At 69.8% G+C, this 15,989-nt stretch carries 15 protein-coding genes and 1 riboswitch; of the genes, 11 read left to right on the top strand and 4 right to left on the bottom strand.

Going from position 1 to position 15,989, the window contains the following annotated elements:
- Positions 1-27: 27 nt before the first annotated feature.
- The gene (locus tag OG885_RS15815) at positions 28-741 is read right to left on the bottom strand and encodes a M50 family metallopeptidase (protein WP_405731414.1); all 714 of its coding nucleotides are present in this window, start codon (positions 739-741) and stop codon (positions 28-30) included.
- Positions 742-791: 50 nt separating this feature from the next.
- Here OG885_RS15815 and OG885_RS15810 point away from each other — a divergent pair, with 50 nt between their 5' ends.
- From OG885_RS15810 to OG885_RS15765, 10 genes are all read left to right on the top strand, one after another.
- Positions 792-1,607, top strand: coding sequence for an SOS response-associated peptidase (locus tag OG885_RS15810; protein ID WP_405731412.1), 816 nt, complete (start codon positions 792-794; stop codon positions 1,605-1,607).
- A gap of 1 nt (position 1,608) precedes the next feature.
- Positions 1,609-2,247 carry an alpha/beta family hydrolase gene (locus tag OG885_RS15805; protein ID WP_405731410.1) on the top strand — a complete coding sequence of 213 codons (639 nt, stop codon included), beginning with the start codon at positions 1,609-1,611 and terminating at the stop codon, positions 2,245-2,247.
- A gap of 245 nt (positions 2,248-2,492) precedes the next feature.
- Positions 2,493-3,176 carry an RNA polymerase sigma factor SigR gene (gene sigR, locus OG885_RS15800; protein WP_399950000.1) on the top strand — a complete coding sequence of 228 codons (684 nt, stop codon included), beginning with the start codon at positions 2,493-2,495 and terminating at the stop codon, positions 3,174-3,176.
- The gene (gene rsrA, locus OG885_RS15795) at positions 3,173-3,484 is read left to right on the top strand and encodes a mycothiol system anti-sigma-R factor (protein WP_405731408.1); all 312 of its coding nucleotides are present in this window, start codon (positions 3,173-3,175) and stop codon (positions 3,482-3,484) included. Before sigR ends, rsrA begins: the two co-directional genes overlap by 4 nt.
- 108 nt (positions 3,485-3,592) lie before the next feature.
- Positions 3,593-4,885, top strand: coding sequence for an HD-GYP domain-containing protein (locus OG885_RS15790; RefSeq protein ID WP_405731406.1), 1,293 nt, complete (start codon positions 3,593-3,595; stop codon positions 4,883-4,885).
- Between the two features lie 32 nt (positions 4,886-4,917).
- Positions 4,918-6,273, top strand: coding sequence for an HD-GYP domain-containing protein (locus tag OG885_RS15785; protein WP_405731404.1), 1,356 nt, complete (start codon positions 4,918-4,920; stop codon positions 6,271-6,273).
- A gap of 105 nt (positions 6,274-6,378) precedes the next feature.
- Complete coding sequence (locus OG885_RS15780; protein WP_405731402.1) at positions 6,379-7,359, top strand: tetratricopeptide repeat protein; 981 nt, start codon at positions 6,379-6,381, stop codon at positions 7,357-7,359.
- A 147-nt stretch (positions 7,360-7,506) separates the two neighbouring features.
- Positions 7,507-8,157: a peptide deformylase gene (gene def / locus OG885_RS15775; protein ID WP_405731400.1), complete on the top strand. Its 651-nt coding sequence runs from the start codon at positions 7,507-7,509 to the stop codon at positions 8,155-8,157.
- Positions 8,158-8,447: 290 nt separating this feature from the next.
- A complete protein-coding gene (gene cyc1 / locus OG885_RS15770) occupies positions 8,448-9,533 on the top strand; it encodes an epi-isozizaene synthase (protein ID WP_405731398.1) in 1,086 nt (361 codons plus the stop codon).
- The gene (locus OG885_RS15765) at positions 9,530-10,906 is read left to right on the top strand and encodes a cytochrome P450 (RefSeq protein ID WP_405731396.1); all 1,377 of its coding nucleotides are present in this window, start codon (positions 9,530-9,532) and stop codon (positions 10,904-10,906) included. The genes cyc1 and OG885_RS15765 overlap by 4 nt, the downstream gene beginning before the upstream one ends.
- A gap of 9 nt (positions 10,907-10,915) precedes the next feature.
- Here OG885_RS15765 and OG885_RS15760 read toward each other — a convergent pair whose 3' ends face one another.
- Positions 10,916-11,881, bottom strand: coding sequence for a helix-turn-helix domain-containing protein (locus OG885_RS15760; protein ID WP_405731394.1), 966 nt, complete (start codon positions 11,879-11,881; stop codon positions 10,916-10,918).
- A gap of 92 nt (positions 11,882-11,973) precedes the next feature.
- On the opposite strand from OG885_RS15760, the gene OG885_RS15755 reads away from it, so the two are divergent.
- Entirely contained in the window at positions 11,974-12,186 is a 213-nt protein-coding gene (locus tag OG885_RS15755) for a hypothetical protein (protein ID WP_405731393.1), read from the top strand.
- 72 nt (positions 12,187-12,258) lie between these two features.
- Here the strand turns inward: OG885_RS15755 and OG885_RS15750 are convergent, their stop codons facing one another.
- On the bottom strand, positions 12,259-13,329 hold the full coding sequence (locus OG885_RS15750; RefSeq protein WP_405731391.1) for a ribonucleotide-diphosphate reductase subunit beta: 1,071 nt from the start codon (positions 13,327-13,329) through the stop codon (positions 12,259-12,261).
- Positions 13,329-15,695 (bottom strand): ribonucleoside-diphosphate reductase subunit alpha, encoded by a 2,367-nt coding sequence (locus OG885_RS15745; RefSeq protein ID WP_405731389.1) that lies wholly within the window; start codon positions 15,693-15,695, stop codon positions 13,329-13,331. Before OG885_RS15745 ends, OG885_RS15750 begins: the two co-directional genes overlap by 1 nt.
- Before the next feature lie 123 nt (positions 15,696-15,818).
- Positions 15,819-15,979: riboswitch (cobalamin riboswitch) on the bottom strand.
- Between the last annotated feature and the right edge of the window lie 10 nt (positions 15,980-15,989).

Genomic DNA, 15,989 nt, shown 5'->3' with positions numbered 1-15,989 from the left:
CCCTGGCGCTTGCCCCTTCGGGGCGCGTCATACCTCCAGCAACCACCTGCCGCCACCTATCAGCGAACACAGGCTCACCGCGTGGAACAGGAACAACCACAGGCCCGCCGGTACATGCGTCAGCCTCGACAGCTGGTCCGCGTCCGAGTCGCCCGCTCCTCCGCGTGCCCGCTTCGCCTGCAACTCGAATGCCGGTCGAACTCCACCGAGCAACAAGAACCACACGACCGCGTAGGCGAAAGCGGCCTGCACCTGAGGGCCCGCGAGCCATGACACCACCACGAACGTGCCGCCCGTGAGCACCACCGTCAGGGCGCCGTACGCGTTGCGGATCATCACCAGCATCGCGACCAGGAGCGCCGTGGCCAGCCACAGGAGCAGGGTGATGCGGCCGGCCGCGAGGAGGGCCGCGCCGCCCAGGCCCAGCAGCGGGGGAGCGGTGTAGCCGGCGGACGCGGTGAGGATCATGCCGATGCCGTACGGCTTGCCCTTGCTGACGGTCAGGCCGCTGGTGTCGGAGTGCAGCCGTATGCCGGTCAGCGTGCGGCCGGTGAGCAGCGCGACCAGCCCGTGGCCGCCCTCGTGGGCGATGGTGATGGCGTTGCGCGAGATGCGCCACAGGGTGTGCGGGACGACTATGGCGAGCGCCGCGCCCATGGTGGCGAGGACCACCCACAGGTCGGGGTCGGGCTGGGTGCCGATCAGCTCGTCCCAGAGAGAGGACGCGGTACTGGTGTCCATGTTCGGCGGTGGCTCCCTCTCGTCGTACGGAGTCTGGCAGTGTGGCACGTATGTGCGGACGGTATGCAGCTAGTCGTAGGCCCGAGGATCTCGCAGGAATCTTTGAGATCGAGAAGTGGGAGCCCGAGGAGACCCTGGCCCCCGACTACAACGTGGCCCCGACCAAGGAGGTCTACGCCGTCCTCGACCGTCCTCTTAAGGACGCCGACGATCCGAAGCCGGTTCGGCAGCTCCGCAAGCTCAAGTGGGGACTGGTGCCGAGCTGGTCCAAGACCCCCGAGGGCGGCGCCCGGATGATCAACGCCCGCGCGGAGACCGTCCACGAGAAGCCCTCCTACAAGCGGGCCTTCTCCTCGCGCCGCTGCATCATCCCCGCCGACGGCTACTACGAGTGGGTCACGGCCGCCGCCGAGCGGGAGTTGGAGGTCGAGGGGAAGAAGAAGCGGCCGCGCAAGCAGCCGTACTTCGTGCTGCCCGCCGACGGCTCGGTGTTCGCGATGGCCGGGCTGTACGAGTTCTGGCGCGACAAGACCCTGCCCGACGACCATCCGCAGTCCTGGTGGGTGACCTGCTCGGTGATCACGACCGAGGCCGAGACGAGCCCGCTCGCCGTGGCCCCCGCCGACGGACCGCACGCGCTCGCCGACATCCACCCCCGGATGCCGCTGATGCTGACGCCGGACCGCTGGGACTCCTGGCTGGACCCGTCCCGCACGGACGTCGAGGACCTGCGCTCCCTGCTCGCGCCGCCCCCGCCCGGGCTGATGCGCGCCTACCCCGTCTCCACCGCCGTCAGCAACGTCCGCAACAACGGGCCGGAGCTGCTGAAGGAGCTGGAGGGGCCCGAGGAGGGCACACTCTTCTGACGTGACCACCACTGAGATCGTCAGCACGGACGCCGGGGACGCCCGCATCACCTGGCACAAGGCCAGAAAGAAGGCCCGCCTCGTCCTCGCCGTCAGCCATGGGGCGGGCGGTGGCATCGAGGCACGGGATCTCCAGGCCCTCGCTCGGACCCTCCCGGCGCACGGCGTGACCGTCGCCCTCGTCGAGCAGCCCTGGCGGGTGGCGGGCAAGAAGCTCGCCCCCGCGCCCAGGACCCTCGACATCGGGTGGCGCGGGATCTGGCCCGCGGTCGCGAAGCCGGGGCTCCCCGTCGTCTCCGGCGGGCGCAGTGCCGGAGCCCGGGTGGCCTGCCGTACCGCCGTGGAGCTGGGCGCCGCCGCGGTGCTCGCCCTCAGCTTCCCGCTCCACCCGCCGGGCAAGCCGGAGAAGTCGCGCGCCGAGGAGCTGCTCGGCTCCGGGGTGCCCACCCTCGTCGTACAGGGCGGCAACGATCCCTTCGGGAAACCGGACGAGTTCCCGGCCGGGGGCGCTTACGAACTGGTCGAGGTGCCCTACGGCGATCATGGATTCGCGGTGCCGAAGAGGGCGGACATCGGTCAGGACGAGGCCGTGACGGTCATCACGGACGCGGTCTTGAAGTGGGTCCAGTCACTCGGGTAAAGAGCCGGGAATGTTGTGCGGCGGACCTCTGTTGAGCGGGACAGAAGCGCTCACACGTCTGAGGAGAGGAAGTCCGCCGCATGGGTTCGACCTTCTGCCCGACCCGCAGCAGCCGCGCTGACCTGGACTGGACGGTGCTGCACGCGGGCAAGACCACGCCTATTCGAGGCGCGGCGGGCACGGGTAGTCGTCTATCCTCCGATTCTGGTGGCATCGGCTTCGACGCCGCCCAGAAACTTGAGGAGGTGGGTCCGGTTCCCGGTACCGACGCAGGGACCGAACACGGCCAGGCGGAGCAGCCCGAGGGCCAGGGCACGGGCACGGAGTCCACGACGGAGCGCAGCGCGCGCTTCGAGCGGGACGCGCTCGAATTCCTCGACCAGATGTACTCGGCCGCCCTGCGGATGACGCGCAACCCGGCCGACGCCGAGGACCTGGTGCAGGAGACCTACGCCAAGGCGTACGCGTCCTTCCACCAGTTCCGCGAGGGCACCAACCTCAAGGCGTGGCTGTACCGGATCCTGACCAACACGTTCATCAACTCGTACCGCAAGAAGCAGCGTGAACCCCAGCGCTCCGCGGCCGAGGAGATCGAGGACTGGCAGCTGGCGCGCGCCGAGTCGCACATGTCGACCGGTCTGCGCTCCGCCGAGTCGCAGGCGCTGGACCACCTGCCCGACTCGGACGTGAAGGAAGCGCTCCAGGCGATCCCCGAGGAATTCCGTATCGCCGTGTATCTGGCGGACGTCGAGGGCTTTGCCTACAAGGAGATCGCGGACATCATGGGGACACCCATCGGTACGGTGATGTCCCGGCTGCACCGGGGCCGCCGTCAACTGCGCGGCATGCTCGAGGACTACGCCCGTGAGCGCGGGCTGGTCCCGGCCGGCGCCGGAGAGTCGAACGAAGTGAAAGGTTCGGGCTCATGAGCTGCGGAGAGCCGCACGAGACGGACTGCAGTGAGGTACTCGACCATCTCTACGAGTTCCTCGACAGCGAGATGCCGGACGTCGACCGGGACAAGTTCAAGCAGCACTTCACCGAGTGCTCGCCTTGCCTGGAGAAGTACGGGCTCGAAGAGGCCGTGAAGAAGCTGGTCAAGCGGTGCTGCGGACATGACGACGTCCCCACGGACCTGCGTTCCAAGGTGCTTGGCCGGCTCGACCTGATCCGCTCCGGACAGGCCGTGCCGGACCACGACGTCGCCGCCGCCCCGGCCACCCCGCAGGAATCCTGAACGCACGGTCGTCACTCGAACGTGCTAATCCACGGGTCATAAGCCCGCGGACCTCCCCCTCACCGCCCTAGGCTCCCGTGCTGGAAGCGCGTGCCCGGGGAGGGGTGTATGGAGGCGATACCCGCACGGGCCCGTGTGTACCTCGGCTGTGTGGCCCTCGCCGCCCTGTACTGCCTGCACCTGCTGCCGGCGGTACGCGCCCCGTGGTGGGCGGTGGCCCTGCTCGCCGTCCTCTACGCGGGCGGCGAGCGGCTCTCCGGCTCGTTCTACCCCGTCCTGCTCGCCGGTGCCTTTCTGCTGCCGCCGCCCGCCGCCGCGCTCGTCGCGGTGCCGGGGGCGCTGCTCTCCCCGGTGGTCCGACGGCCACGGCTGCCGCGCCGGATCTGGCGGGCCTCCCAACTCGCCCTCGCCGCCTGGGCCGCGTCCCGGGTGCACTGGGCGCTGGGCGGCCGCGACGCCGTCGTCCACTCCGACTTTCCCTACGCGCTCGTCCCGGCGGGGGCGGCCGTCGTCGCCTTCTGCCTGGTACTGACCGTGCTCGACGGCGGCATCCTGGCGCTCGCGGACGGCGTCCCGGCCCGGCTGGCCTGGCGGGGGCTCTTCGTACGGTCCCTCGCGCCGATCGCCGTGCACGGGCTCGCCGGGCTCATGATGGCCGTCCTGTGGCGCAGCCCGTACGGGCCCGTCGCCGCGCTGCTCGTGCTGCTGCCGATGTGTGTGTCCTGGTGGGCGTTCGCGCAGTACCACCGGGAGCGGGCCGCCCACCAGGCGACCATCCGCGCGCTGGTGCAGGCCGTCGACATCAAGGACGAGTACACGCGCGGACACAGTGAACGCGTCGGCCAGGCCTCGATGATGATCGCCCGTGAGCTGGGGATGGACGAGGGCCGTATCGAGGTCCTCCGCTTCGCCGGCATCCTGCACGACGTGGGCAAGCTGGGCGTCCCGACGCGGCTGCTGCGCAAGGACGGACCGCTGACGCCCGAGGAACGCCGGATCATCGAGCTGCATCCCGAGTACGGGCACGAGATGGTGCGCGGCATCTCCTTTCTGGGGGAGGCCCGGGCCGCCGTACTGCACCATCACGAACGGCTGGACGGCAGCGGGTACCCGTACGGGCTGGTCGGGGCGCAGATCCCCGAGTCGGCGCGGGTGGTCGCGGTCGCCGACGCCTTCGACGCGATGACGTCCACCCGGTCCTACAGCAGGGCGCGGCCGGTGGGGACGGCGCTGGAGGAACTGGAGCGGTGCGCGGGGACGCAGTTCGACCCACGGATGGTGACGGCACTCGTCCGGGCCCTGGGACGCCACGGCTGGCATCCCGCGGTGACGGCGGACGAGGCGACCCGGCTGCCGGCGCCGCGGCGTCCGGTGGGCGGCCGGTCCGGGGTACGGCGATGAGCGGGGCGGGGCCGGGTGGGGGTGGTGCGGCGATGAGCGAGGTCGTGCCGGGCGCTAGGAGTGACGCCACTGGGGCGGGTGCCGCGGGCGGCGTGTCCGTGGCGGGGGCGAGGGCGGGGTCGGTCTCGGCCGGTGCGTCGGCGCGGGTGTGCCGGGCGCCGCTGCTGTTGAGTCTCGTCCACACCTCCGCCGCCCTGGTCGCCGGTGTCTCCCTCGCCGTCACCCTCTGGACCGGCCTGGAGGAGCGCGGCGTCGCGGTCGCCTTCGGGGTGCTGATCGGCGTGGGGGAGCTGACGCGGTGGACCGGCGCCCAGGTCAGGGAGGCCGCGCCGCTCGGGGCCGCCGGGGCGCTGTCGTACGCGCTGCTCGGGGCGGACGCCGGGCGGGCGACAGAGCACGGGGTGGCCCAGGTGGTGGCGGTCGTCGTCGCGGCCGGGCTGCTGGGCAGCGTGCCGCACATCTGGCGGGGCAGCGGACGGGCGCCGGACCATCTCGCGCGGCGCGTGCTCAGCACCGGCTTCGCCGCCGTGTGCTTCCAACCCCTCTACAACCAGGGCGTGTTCACCGCCTGGGGCGGACCGGCGTACGCCCTGCTGCTGATCGCGATCCTCGCCCTCACCGCCCTGTGCGACGCCGTGCTCGCCGCCGCGCTACGGCACTCCCGCACCCGCTGGCCCTTCGGCCCCCTGCTGCGCGACGAGCTGCGGGCGCTGCTCGGCATCGGCTCCGCCGTCTGCGCGACCGGCGCCGTCATGGCCCTCGCGGTCGCCGTCATCGGCCTGTGGGCGCTGCCGGTGTTCTGTGTGCCCCTGCTGCTCACCCAGCTCTCCTTCCGGCGCTACGCCGCCGTCCGCACCACCTACCGGCAGACCATCGCCTCCCTCGCCCGCGCCACCGAGATCGCCGGATACACCCCCGCCGGACACGCCCGCCGTGTCGCCGCGCTCAGCCGTGCCGTCGGCCGGGACCTGGGGCTGTCCGGGCGAGACCTCACCGTCCTGGAGTACGCCGCCCTCATGCACGACATCGGACAGCTCAGCCTGGTCGACCCGGTGCCCGCCGGGGCCACGGCCGCCCTGCCCCCAGCGGAGCAGCGGCGGATCGCGCTGCTCGGCGGGGCCGTCGTACGGCAGACCGGGGTGGACGGCGCGGTCGCCGTGGTCGTGGAGCGGCAGGCCGACCCCTACCGGCAGCAGCCGGTCGCCGCGCGGATCGTACGGACGGTGAACGCCTACGAGGAGAAGGCGCGGGACGCCGGGCCCGGAGGGCCCTTCACCGCACTGGAGGAGCTGCGGCTCGCGACCGCGGGGGACTACGCGCCGGAGGTCGTGGAGGCGCTGGCCAGGGTGCTGGCGAGAGACTGTCTGACCCTGCCCTCGGCTGGGTAACCCATGGGTAATGAGCGCCCCTCCAGCCGCACGTGGTTGGATGCGAAGGAGAGGGATTCCGGGGGCAGTGGCGAGGTCACTGAGGGCAACTGGCAGGCGGGAATCGTGAGGATCTTCGGCAAAGGACGGCACCGGCCCTCCGCCTCCTGGCGGCAGGCCACCGACCGCGCGTTCACGCTGATCGGCGACGGTCGGTACGAGGACGCGGGCGCGCTGCTGACGCGCGCCGCCGATCTGGAGCCGTGGCTGTCCGAGTCCTGGTTCAACCTCGCCCTGCTGCACAAGTTCCGGCACGACTGGGAGCAGGCCCGTGCGGCCGGGCTGCGTGCCGTCGCCCTCCTCGACCGGGAGACGGGCGCACCCGACTGGTGGAACGTCGGCATCGCGGCCACCGCGTTGCAGGACTGGCCGCTGGCCCGGCGGGCCTGGCAGGCCTACGGGCTGCGGGTGCCGGGCGGGGCGGCCGACCCCGGTGAGCCGGTCGGCATGGACCTCGGCAGCGCGGCCGTACGGCTCTCGCCCGAGGGTGAGGCCGAGGTGGTGTGGGGGCGTCGGCTGGATCCGGCCCGGATGGAGGTGCTGTCCATTCCGTTGCCGTCCTCCGGGCGGCGGTGGGGTGAGGTCGTGCTGCACGACGGGGTGCCTCATGGGGAGCGGACGACCGCCGCCGGGCACTCCTATCCCGTCTTCGACGAGATCGAGCTGTGGGCGCCTTCGCCGGTGCCGACGTGGGTCGTGCTCCTTGAGGCCGCCACGGAGGCGGATCGGGACGCGCTGGAGCAGCTCGCGGCCGACGCGGGGTTCGCGGCGGAGGACTGGTCTTCCTCGGTGCGGCTGCTGTGCCGGATGTGCTCGGAGTCGCGGATGCCGTCGGACGAGGGTGACGGGGAGCATCTTGATCCGCACGATCACAGTGAGCCGGGGCATCCCGGGCCGCTGGGGCATCGGACGGACGGGCAGTTGTGGGTGCCGGAGCGGGAGTGTGGGGTTGCGGCGCCGGCTTCGCTGGTGCGGGGGTTGTTGGACGGGTGGGTCGCCGACAGCCCTGATTCTCGGGACTGGCGCGATCTTGAAGAGGTGTGCTGACTTCTTTCGGCTGCGGGCTCGTCGTGGCCGGTCGCGCCCACGCGGCGGAGCCGCATATTGACACAGCCCCGCGCCCCTAAAAGCAAGCTCCCCTTACCCTGTATCAGCATCAACCCCCTGTTTTGGTTTAGGAAGGCATCGTCGGTCATGGCGCAGCAGGACACCGATCAGCAGCACGCGGGCGTGCTTCCCGTGGACGACGAGGGTTTCGTCATCGACACCCAGGACGCCGAGGAGCGCGAGAACGCGTGGCGTGAGCGGGGCACCTCGCGGCCCATCACCGTCGTCGGGAACCCGGTGCTGCACAAGGAGTGCGAGGACGTCACCGAGTTCGGCGCGGAGCTGGACCAGCTGGTCGCGGACATGTTCGCCTCTCAGCGCACCGCCGAGGGCGTGGGCCTGGCCGCCAACCAGATCGGCGTCGATCTGAAGGTCTTCGTCTACGACTGCATGGACGACGAGGGCGCCCGGCACGTCGGTGTCGTCTGCAACCCCAAGCTCGTCGACCTGCCCGCCGAGAAGCGCCGCCTGGACGACAGCAACGAGGGCTGTCTGTCGGTGCCGACGGCGTACGCGCCGCTCGCGCGCCCCGACTACGCCGAGGTGACCGGGCAGGACGAGAAGGGCAACCCGATCAAGGTGCGCGGCACCGGGTACTTCGCTCGGTGTTTGCAGCACGAGACCGATCATCTGTACGGGTACCTCTACATCGACCGGCTCTCCAAGCGTGAACGCAAGGACGCGCTGCGGCAGATGGCCGAGAACGAGCCCCGCTACCCTGTCGTCGCGAACGACTGAGAGCGACCGGGACCCCACAAGTCCCCTCCGTACGGCGTCTGTTCAGGAACCCCTTCCTGAACAGGCGCCGTTCGTCTGTCCGTCGTACGTTCGATCGCTTGTGCTCCCTTACTGATCCAGAATCAGTCACACAAGGGGAGATTCTCGGCACTGTGGGGTAGTGAATGGTGCAAATCCGTTCCCAGACCGGTCAGTTGTAGGGCTGAATGGGAAGTGCGGGGATACGCAACGGCGCACGCCCGGTACAGCGGGAGGGGCGTGCGCAACTGGCGGCTGAGAGGGGTTAGTTCGTGCATGCTTTCTCACACGGCACCACATCGACACCGACAGCGGTCGCGGTCCCACCCTCGCTCCATCTCTCGGTGATCGAGGCGGCGTTTCCCCGGCAACTCCACCCGTATTGGCCCCAGCTCCAGGAGAAGACACGCACCTGGCTGCTGGAAAAGCGGCTCATGCCGGCGGACAAGGTGGAGGAATATGCCGACGGTCTTTGCTACACCGACCTCATGGCGGGCTACTACCTGGGCGCCCCCGACGAGGTCCTCCAGGCGATAGCGGATTACAGCGCGTGGTTCTTCGTCTGGGACGACCGGCACGACCGCGACATCGTCCACGGGAGGGCCGAGGCCTGGCGGCAGCTCAGGTTCCGGCTGCACGCGGCCCTCGACGCTCCCGGGGACCATCTGCACCACGAAGATCCGCTGGTCGCCGGGTTCGCGGACAGCATGGTGCGGCTCTACTCCTTCCTGCCGCGAACGTGGAACGCCCGGTTCGCCCGGCACTTCCACGAGGTGATCGAGGCGTACGACCGGGAATTCCACAACCGCACCGAAGGCGTGGTGCCGACCGTCGAGGAATACCTCGCCCTGCGCCGCCTCACCTTCGCGCACTGGATCTGGACCGATCTGCTGGAACCGAGCGCGGGCCGGGAACTCCCGGACCGGGTCCGGAAACACCCGGCCTATCGGCAGGCGGCACTGCTGAGTCAGGAATTCGCCGCCTGGTACAACGACCTCTGCTCACTGCCGAAGGAAATAGCGGGTGACGAGGTCCACAACCTCGGAATAAGCCTCATCAAACACGAGGGAATGAGCCTCAAACAGGCGGTACGCGATGTCAGGCGACGGGTCGAGGAATGCATCGACGCATTCCTCGTCGCCGAGAACGACGCCTTACGGTTCGCGGATTCCCTCGCCGACGGAACGGTCCTGGGAAAGGAGCTGAGTCACACCGTGCGCGCCTGCGTCGGCAATATGCGCAACTGGTTCAGCACCGTCTACTGGTTCCACCACGAGTCCGGCCGCTACACGGTCGACAGCTGGGACGACCGGTCCACGCCCCCGTACGTCAACAACGAAGCGGCAGGTGAGAAATGACCGTCGAGTCTGTGAAGCCCGAAGCGCCGGCGACCCCGGCGTCCGGGCTGCGTGAAGCACCCCTGGCGGGCGGCGGCGTCCCGCTCCTCGGACACGGCCTGAAGCTGCTGCGCGACCCGCTGGCCTTCATGTCCCAGCTCCGCGACCACGGCGAGGTCGTCCGGCTCAAACTGGGTCCGAAGGAGGTCTACGCGCCGACCACGCCGGCCCTCACCGGAGCCCTCGCGCTCAACCCCGACTTCGTCATCGCCGGGCCGCTGTGGGAGTCCCTGGAAGGCCTGCTCGGCAAGGAGGGCGTGGCCACCGCCAACGGCCCGCAGCACCGGCGTCAGCGGCGCACCATCCAGCCCGCCTTCCGGCTCGACGCGATCCCCGCGTACGGGCCGATCATGGAGGAGGAGGCGCATGCGCTGACCGAGCGCTGGCGCCCCGGCGAGACCGTCGACTGCACCACCGAGTCCTTCCGGGTGGCCGTCCGGATCGCGGCCCGCTGTCTGCTGCGCGGCGACTTCATGGACGAGCGGGCCGAGCGGCTCTGCGTCGCCCTCGCCACCGTCTTCCGCGGGATGTACCGGCGGATGGTCGTGCCCCTCGGGCCGCTCTACGACTTGCCCCTGCCGCCCAACCGGAAATTCAACGCGGCCCTGGCCGATTTGCATCTCCTCGTCGACGAGATCATCGCCGAGCGCCGGGCGTCTGGTCAAAAGCCGGACGATTTGCTGACGGCATTGCTGGAGGCGAAGGACGACAATGGCGACCCCATCGGGGAACAGGAGATCCACGACCAGGTCGTCGCGATAGTCACCCCGGGCAGCGAAACGGTGGCGTCCACGATCATGTGGCTGCTCCAAGTCCTCGCGGAACATCCGGAACACGCGGACAGGGTGCGCGACGAGGTCGAATCCGTAACGGGCGGCCGTCCCGTCGCATTCGACGACGTCCGCTCGCTCCGGCACACCAACAATGTCGTCGTCGAGGCCATGCGTTTGCGTCCCGCGGTGTGGATATTGACGCGCCGCGCGGTCACCGACACGGAACTCGGTGGCTATCGCATTCCGGCCGGTGCGGACATCGTCTACAGCCCGTACGCGGTCCAGCGCGACCCGAAGTCGTACAAGGACAGCCTCGGCTTCGACCCCGACCGCTGGCTTCCGGAACGGGTGAAGGAGGTGCCGAAATACGCCATGAGCCCCTTCAGCGTCGGCAACCGCAAGTGCCCGAGCGACCACTTCTCTATGGCGCAGCTGACGCTGATCACGGCGGCGCTCGCCACGAAGTACCGCTTCGAGCAGGTGGCGGGGTCGAACGACGGGACCCGGGTGGGCATCACGCTCCGCCCGCACAAGCTGCTGCTGCGGCCGGTGGCGCGATGAGCAGGCGGATCAGGCGGCTTCCGGCCCCCTGAACGTCCTTCGATAGGCGTTCGGGGTGGTCCCCAGCGCCCGTACGAACTGATGGCGCAGTGCGGCCGCGGTGCCGAACCCGGTTCGGCCCGCGACCGCGTCCACCGTTTCGTCCGTCCCTTCCAGCAACCGCTGGGCGAGCAGGACGCGTTGCCGCAGGATCCAGCGGTACGGCGTGGTCCCGGTCTCCTGCTGGAAGCGGCGGGCGAAGGTGCGCGGGGACATGAGCGCGCGCTCGGCGAGCTGCTCGACGGTGACCTCCTCGTCGAGATGCCGCTCCATCCAGACGAGGACCTCGCCGACGGTGTCGCAGCGGTCCTTCGGCAGCGGCCGCTCGATGTACTGCGCCTGTCCGCCGTCCCGGTGTGGCGGTACGACCATCCGCCGGGCGATCTTGTTGGCGACCTCGGGGCCCTGTTCCTTGCGGACGATGTGCAGACAGGCGTCGATACCGGCGGCGGTGCCGGCGGAGGTGATCACGGGGTCCTCGTCGACGTAGAGCACGTCCGGTTCGATGATCGCCCGCGGATTCCTGACGGCCAGCTCGTCCGCCTGCCGCCAGTGGACGCTGCACCGCCGCCCGTCGAGCAGCCCGGCGGCGCCCAGCACGAAGACGCCGGAACAGACGCTGAGGACCCGGGCGCCGCGGTCCACGGCCCTGCGCAGGGCGTCGAGCAGCTCGGGCGGATACTCCCGCACGACATAGTCCGCCCCCGCCGGTACGGCGATCAGGTCGGCCTCCTCCAGCCGCTCCAGCCCGTACGGCGTGGAGATGCTGAGCCCGCCGACATGGGTGCCGAGCGTCGGCCCCTCGGCCGAGGCCACGGCGAAGTCGTACGTCGGCAGCCCCTCGTCGCTGCGATCGATACCGAACACCTCACACACGACACCGAGTTCGAAGGGATGCACTCCGTCGAGCAACACGGCGACCACGTTCTTCAGCATGCTGCCAGTGTGCCTCGCGTATGGCAGTAAATCGAGGGTGTGCGGCAGTCCTGCCACTGTTTGTCAGGAGTGTTCAGCGCGAGAGTGGTGTCATGACTACCGCACAGACAGAAGGACTGATCGGAATGCTGACCGTGCTGGCCATCCTGTTCGTGCTGGTCCTGCCGTCGGTGATCGGCATCGCCCGCGACCGGCGCATCGACCGCGAGATCAGGGAGGCCGAGCAGGGCCGCCCGAAGAGCGCCGCCCCCCAGGCCCAGCCGCGGCGCCGCTACGTCACCGCCACGGTGACCCACCGCTCCTGAACCCCCTGGCACGCGACGGATCCCTCCTCGCCGCATGACGTTCGGCGGCGAGAAGGGATCCATCCCGTCGGGCTAGAAGTCCTCGTCCAGGTCGACCGTGCCCTCCACGGCGACCTGGTACGCGGACGGGCGGCGTTCGAAGAAGTTCGTCAGTTCCTGGACGCCCTGGAGCTCCATGAAGGAGAAGGGGTTCTCCGAGCCGTACACCGGGGCGAAGCCCAGGCGGGTGAGGCGCTGGTCGGCGACGCACTCCAGGTACTGGCGCATCGAGGCCGTGTTCATGCCCGGCAGACCGTCACCGCACAGGTCGCGGCCGAACTGGAGCTCCGCCTCGACCGCCTCCCGCATCATGTCCGTGACCTGCTGCTGGAGCTGCTCGTCGAAGAGGTCCGGCTCCTCCTTGCGGACGGTGTCGACCACCTCGAACGCGAAGCTCATGTGCATGGTCTCGTCGCGGAACACCCAGTTGGTGCCGGTGGCGAGACCGTGCAGCAGACCCCGGCTGCGGAACCAGTAGACGTACGCGAAGGCACCGTAGAAGAACAGGCCCTCGATGCACGCGGCGAAGCAGATGAGGTTGAGCAGGAAGCGGCGGCGGTCGGCCTTCGACTCCAGGCGCTCCAGCTTCTCGACCTCGTTGATCCACTTGAAGCAGAACTCCGCCTTCTCGCGGATCGACGGGATGTTCTCCACCGCCGCGAACGCCGCCGTCCGGTCCTCCGGGTCGGGGAGGTAGGTGTCGAGGAGCGTCAGGTAGAACTGGACGTGCACTGCCTCCTCGAACAGCTGGCGCGACAGGTACAGGCGCGCCTCAGGGGAGTTGATGTGCTTGTAGAGCGTGAGCACCAGGTTGTTCGCCACGATCGAGTCGCCCGTCGCGAAGAACGCCACCAGGCGGCCGATCAGGTGCTGCTCCTCCGGCGTCAGCTTCGCCAGGTCGGCGACGTCCGAGTGGAGGTCGACCTCCTCGACGGTCCAGGTGTTCTTGATGGCGTCCCGGTAACGCTCGTAGAAGTCCGGGTAGCGCATGGGACGCAGAGTCAGCTCGAAGCCCGGGTCGAGCAGGTTCTTGAATGTGGAGGTGCCGGCACGCAGTGCCGCCGTTGAGGGGTGGTGGTCGGGCGACGGGTGGGCGGAGCTCATTACTGGCAGGCCTCGCAGGACTCGGGGTTCTCAAGGGAGCAGGCGATCGCTTCGGGGTCAGCGGCCTGCTGTACGGGGACAGTTGCCTGTGCGGCGCGGGCGATCCTCGTCGCCGGGCGCGAGCGCAGGTAGTACGTCGTCTTCAGGCCCTGCTTCCAGGCGTACGCGTACATCGAGGAGAGCTTGCCGATGGTCGGCGTCTCCAGGAACAGGTTCAGCGACTGGGACTGGTCCAGGAACGGGGTGCGCGCGGCGGCCATGTCGATGAGGCCGCGCTGCGGGATCTCCCACGCCGTGCGGTACAGGTCGCGGACGTCCTGCGGGACCCAGGTGAAGCCCTGCACCGAGCCGTTGGACTCACGCAGCGCCTCCCGGGTCTGCGCGTCCCAGACGCCGAGCTTCTTCAGCTCGGCCACCAGGTAGGAGTTGACCTGGAGGAACTCGCCGGACAGCGTCTCGCGCTTGAAGAGGTTCGAGACCTGCGGCTCGATGCACTCGTACACGCCCGCGATCGAGGCGATCGTGGCCGTGGGCGCGATGGCGAGGAGCAGGGAGTTGCGCAGGCCCGTGGTCGCCATCCGCTCGCGCAGCGCCGCCCAGCGCTCCGGCCAGGTCAGCTCGACGCCGTAGTGGTCGGGGTGCAGCACACCCTGGGCGGTACGGGTCTTCTCCCACGCCGGGAGCGGCCCGTTGCGCTCGGCCAGGTCGGTGGAGGCCTCGTACGCGGCGAGCATGATGCGCTCGGCGATGCGCGTGGAGAGAGCCTTGGCCTCCGGCGAGTCGAAGGGCAGCCGCAGCTTGAAGAAGACGTCCTGGAGGCCCATCGCGCCGAGGCCGACGGGACGCCACTTGGCGTTGGAACGGCCCGCCTGCTCGGTCGGGTAGAAGTTGATGTCCACCACGCGGTCGAGGAAGGTGACGGCGGTACGGACGGTCTCGTCCAGCCGCTCCCAGTCGAGGTCGCCGGTCCTCTGGTCGACGAACGCACCCAGGTTCACCGACCCCAGGTTGCAGACCGCCGTCTCCCCGTCGTCCGTGACCTCCAGGATCTCCGTGCAGAGGTTGGAGGAGTGGACCACGCTGCCGGGCAGCGCCGTCTGGTTGGCGGTGCGGTTGGCGGCGTCCTTGAAGGTCATCCAGCCGTTGCCGGTCTGCGCGAGGGTGCGCATCATGCGGCCGTAGAGGTCACGGGCCGGGATGGTCTTCTTCGCGAGACCGGCCGCCTCCGCCTTGCGGTACGCGGCGTCGAACTCCTCGCCCCACAGGTCGACCAGCTCGGGCACGTCGGCCGGGGAGAACAGCGACCACTCGGCGTCGGCGTTCACGCGGCGCATGAACTCGTCCGGGATCCAGTGCGCGAGGTTCAGGTTGTGCGTACGCCGAGCGTCCTCACCGGTGTTGTCGCGCAGCTCCAGGAACTCCTCGATGTCGGAGTGCCAGGTCTCCAGGTACACCGCGGCCGCGCCCTTGCGCCGACCGCCCTGGTTCACCGCGGCGACGCTAGCGTCCAGCGTCTTCAGGAACGGCACGATGCCGTTGGAGTGCCCGTTGGTGCCCCGGATGAGGGAGCCGCGGGAACGAATCCTGCTGTACGACAGCCCGATGCCACCGGCGTGCTTGGACAGCCGTGCCACCTGGTGGTAGCGGTCGTAGATGGAGTCCAGCTCGTCCAGAGGGGAGTCGAGGAGGTAGCAGGACGACATCTGGGGGTGCCGGGTGCCGGAGTTGAAGAGCGTGGGGGAGGACGGCAGGTAGTCGAGGCGGCTCATGAGCCCGTAGAGCGCGGCGACTTCGTCCAGGGCGCGGGTCGTGTCGTCCTCGGCGAGGCCGGCGGCGACGCGCAGCATGAAGTGCTGGGGAGTCTCGATGACCTGGCGGGTGATCGGGTGCCGCAGGAGGTAGCGGCTGTGCAGGGTGCGGAGCCCGAAGTAGCCGAAGCGGTCGTCGCCGGCCGGGTCGATCAGCGCGTCGAGCCGCGCCGCGTGGACCCGTACGAACTCCGCCGTACGGTCGGCGACCAGGCCCTCGCGGTGGCCGACCCCGACGGACTCGGTGAAGGACGTGACGCCCTGGGAGGCGGCCTCGGCGGCGATGCTGATGGTCAGCAGCCGGGCGGCCAGCCGGGAGTAGGCGGGGTCCTCGGAGATGAGACCGGCAGCGGCCTCCGTCGCCAGCTCGCGCAGCTCCGCGCCGCCATCGGAGTCCGCCCGGCCGGAGCGGCCGCGCAGCGCGGCGGCGGCGACCCGTCCGGGGTCGGCGTCGGGCAGGTCGGCGGTCAGCTCGGTCAGGGTCCGCAACAGGGCGGTACCGGGACCGTCGTTCTCCGCCTGGACCGCTGAAGCCGGATCGGCTGGCGCGATGGTCACTGGGGGGCTCTCCCTCGCTCGGCACGGGGCCTGGCGGAGAGCAGGGGGCAGCACGAGCGCACACGGCGTCGCGTCCACCGGCCCACTCCACGAGGCCCGGACGTCATGGCACCCGGGCCACGGCGGCCTGGGCACGCTGTCGGCAGGTCCTCGGACTGACTCCCGTACACGCACAAGACATGCACAAGTACACCGTTGCGGGACAGTTCCGGATTCGCACCGGATTCCCCTGTGGCGACAGCGAGCATGAGCATACATCTTGTGCCGGGTTCGGGTGGCACCCCTAGATGTTGT

Source organism: Streptomyces sp. NBC_00028, from assembly GCF_045041065.1.
In the GTDB taxonomy this organism is placed as follows: Bacteria; Actinomycetota; Actinomycetes; order Streptomycetales; family Streptomycetaceae; genus Streptomyces.
The sequence above is the reverse complement of the archived record's forward strand: the minus strand, read 5'-3'. Positions and strand labels throughout refer to the sequence as shown.

Coding starts and splice junctions, on each gene's coding strand:
- OG885_RS15760 (WP_405731394.1), bottom strand. CDS start 11,881: ATGCTGAAGAACGTGGTCGCCGTGTTGCTCGACGGAGTGCATCCCTTC.
- OG885_RS15790 (WP_405731406.1), top strand. CDS start 3,593: ATGGAGGCGATACCCGCACGGGCCCGTGTGTACCTCGGCTGTGTGGCC.
- OG885_RS15765 (WP_405731396.1), top strand. CDS start 9,530: ATGACCGTCGAGTCTGTGAAGCCCGAAGCGCCGGCGACCCCGGCGTCC.
- def (WP_405731400.1), top strand. CDS start 7,507: ATGGCGCAGCAGGACACCGATCAGCAGCACGCGGGCGTGCTTCCCGTG.
- OG885_RS15815 (WP_405731414.1), bottom strand. CDS start 741: ATGGACACCAGTACCGCGTCCTCTCTCTGGGACGAGCTGATCGGCACC.
- OG885_RS15755 (WP_405731393.1), top strand. CDS start 11,974: ATGACTACCGCACAGACAGAAGGACTGATCGGAATGCTGACCGTGCTG.
- OG885_RS15810 (WP_405731412.1), top strand. CDS start 792: ATGTGCGGACGGTATGCAGCTAGTCGTAGGCCCGAGGATCTCGCAGGA.
- OG885_RS15785 (WP_405731404.1), top strand. CDS start 4,918: ATGAGCGAGGTCGTGCCGGGCGCTAGGAGTGACGCCACTGGGGCGGGT.
- rsrA (WP_405731408.1), top strand. CDS start 3,173: ATGAGCTGCGGAGAGCCGCACGAGACGGACTGCAGTGAGGTACTCGAC.
- OG885_RS15750 (WP_405731391.1), bottom strand. CDS start 13,329: ATGAGCTCCGCCCACCCGTCGCCCGACCACCACCCCTCAACGGCGGCA.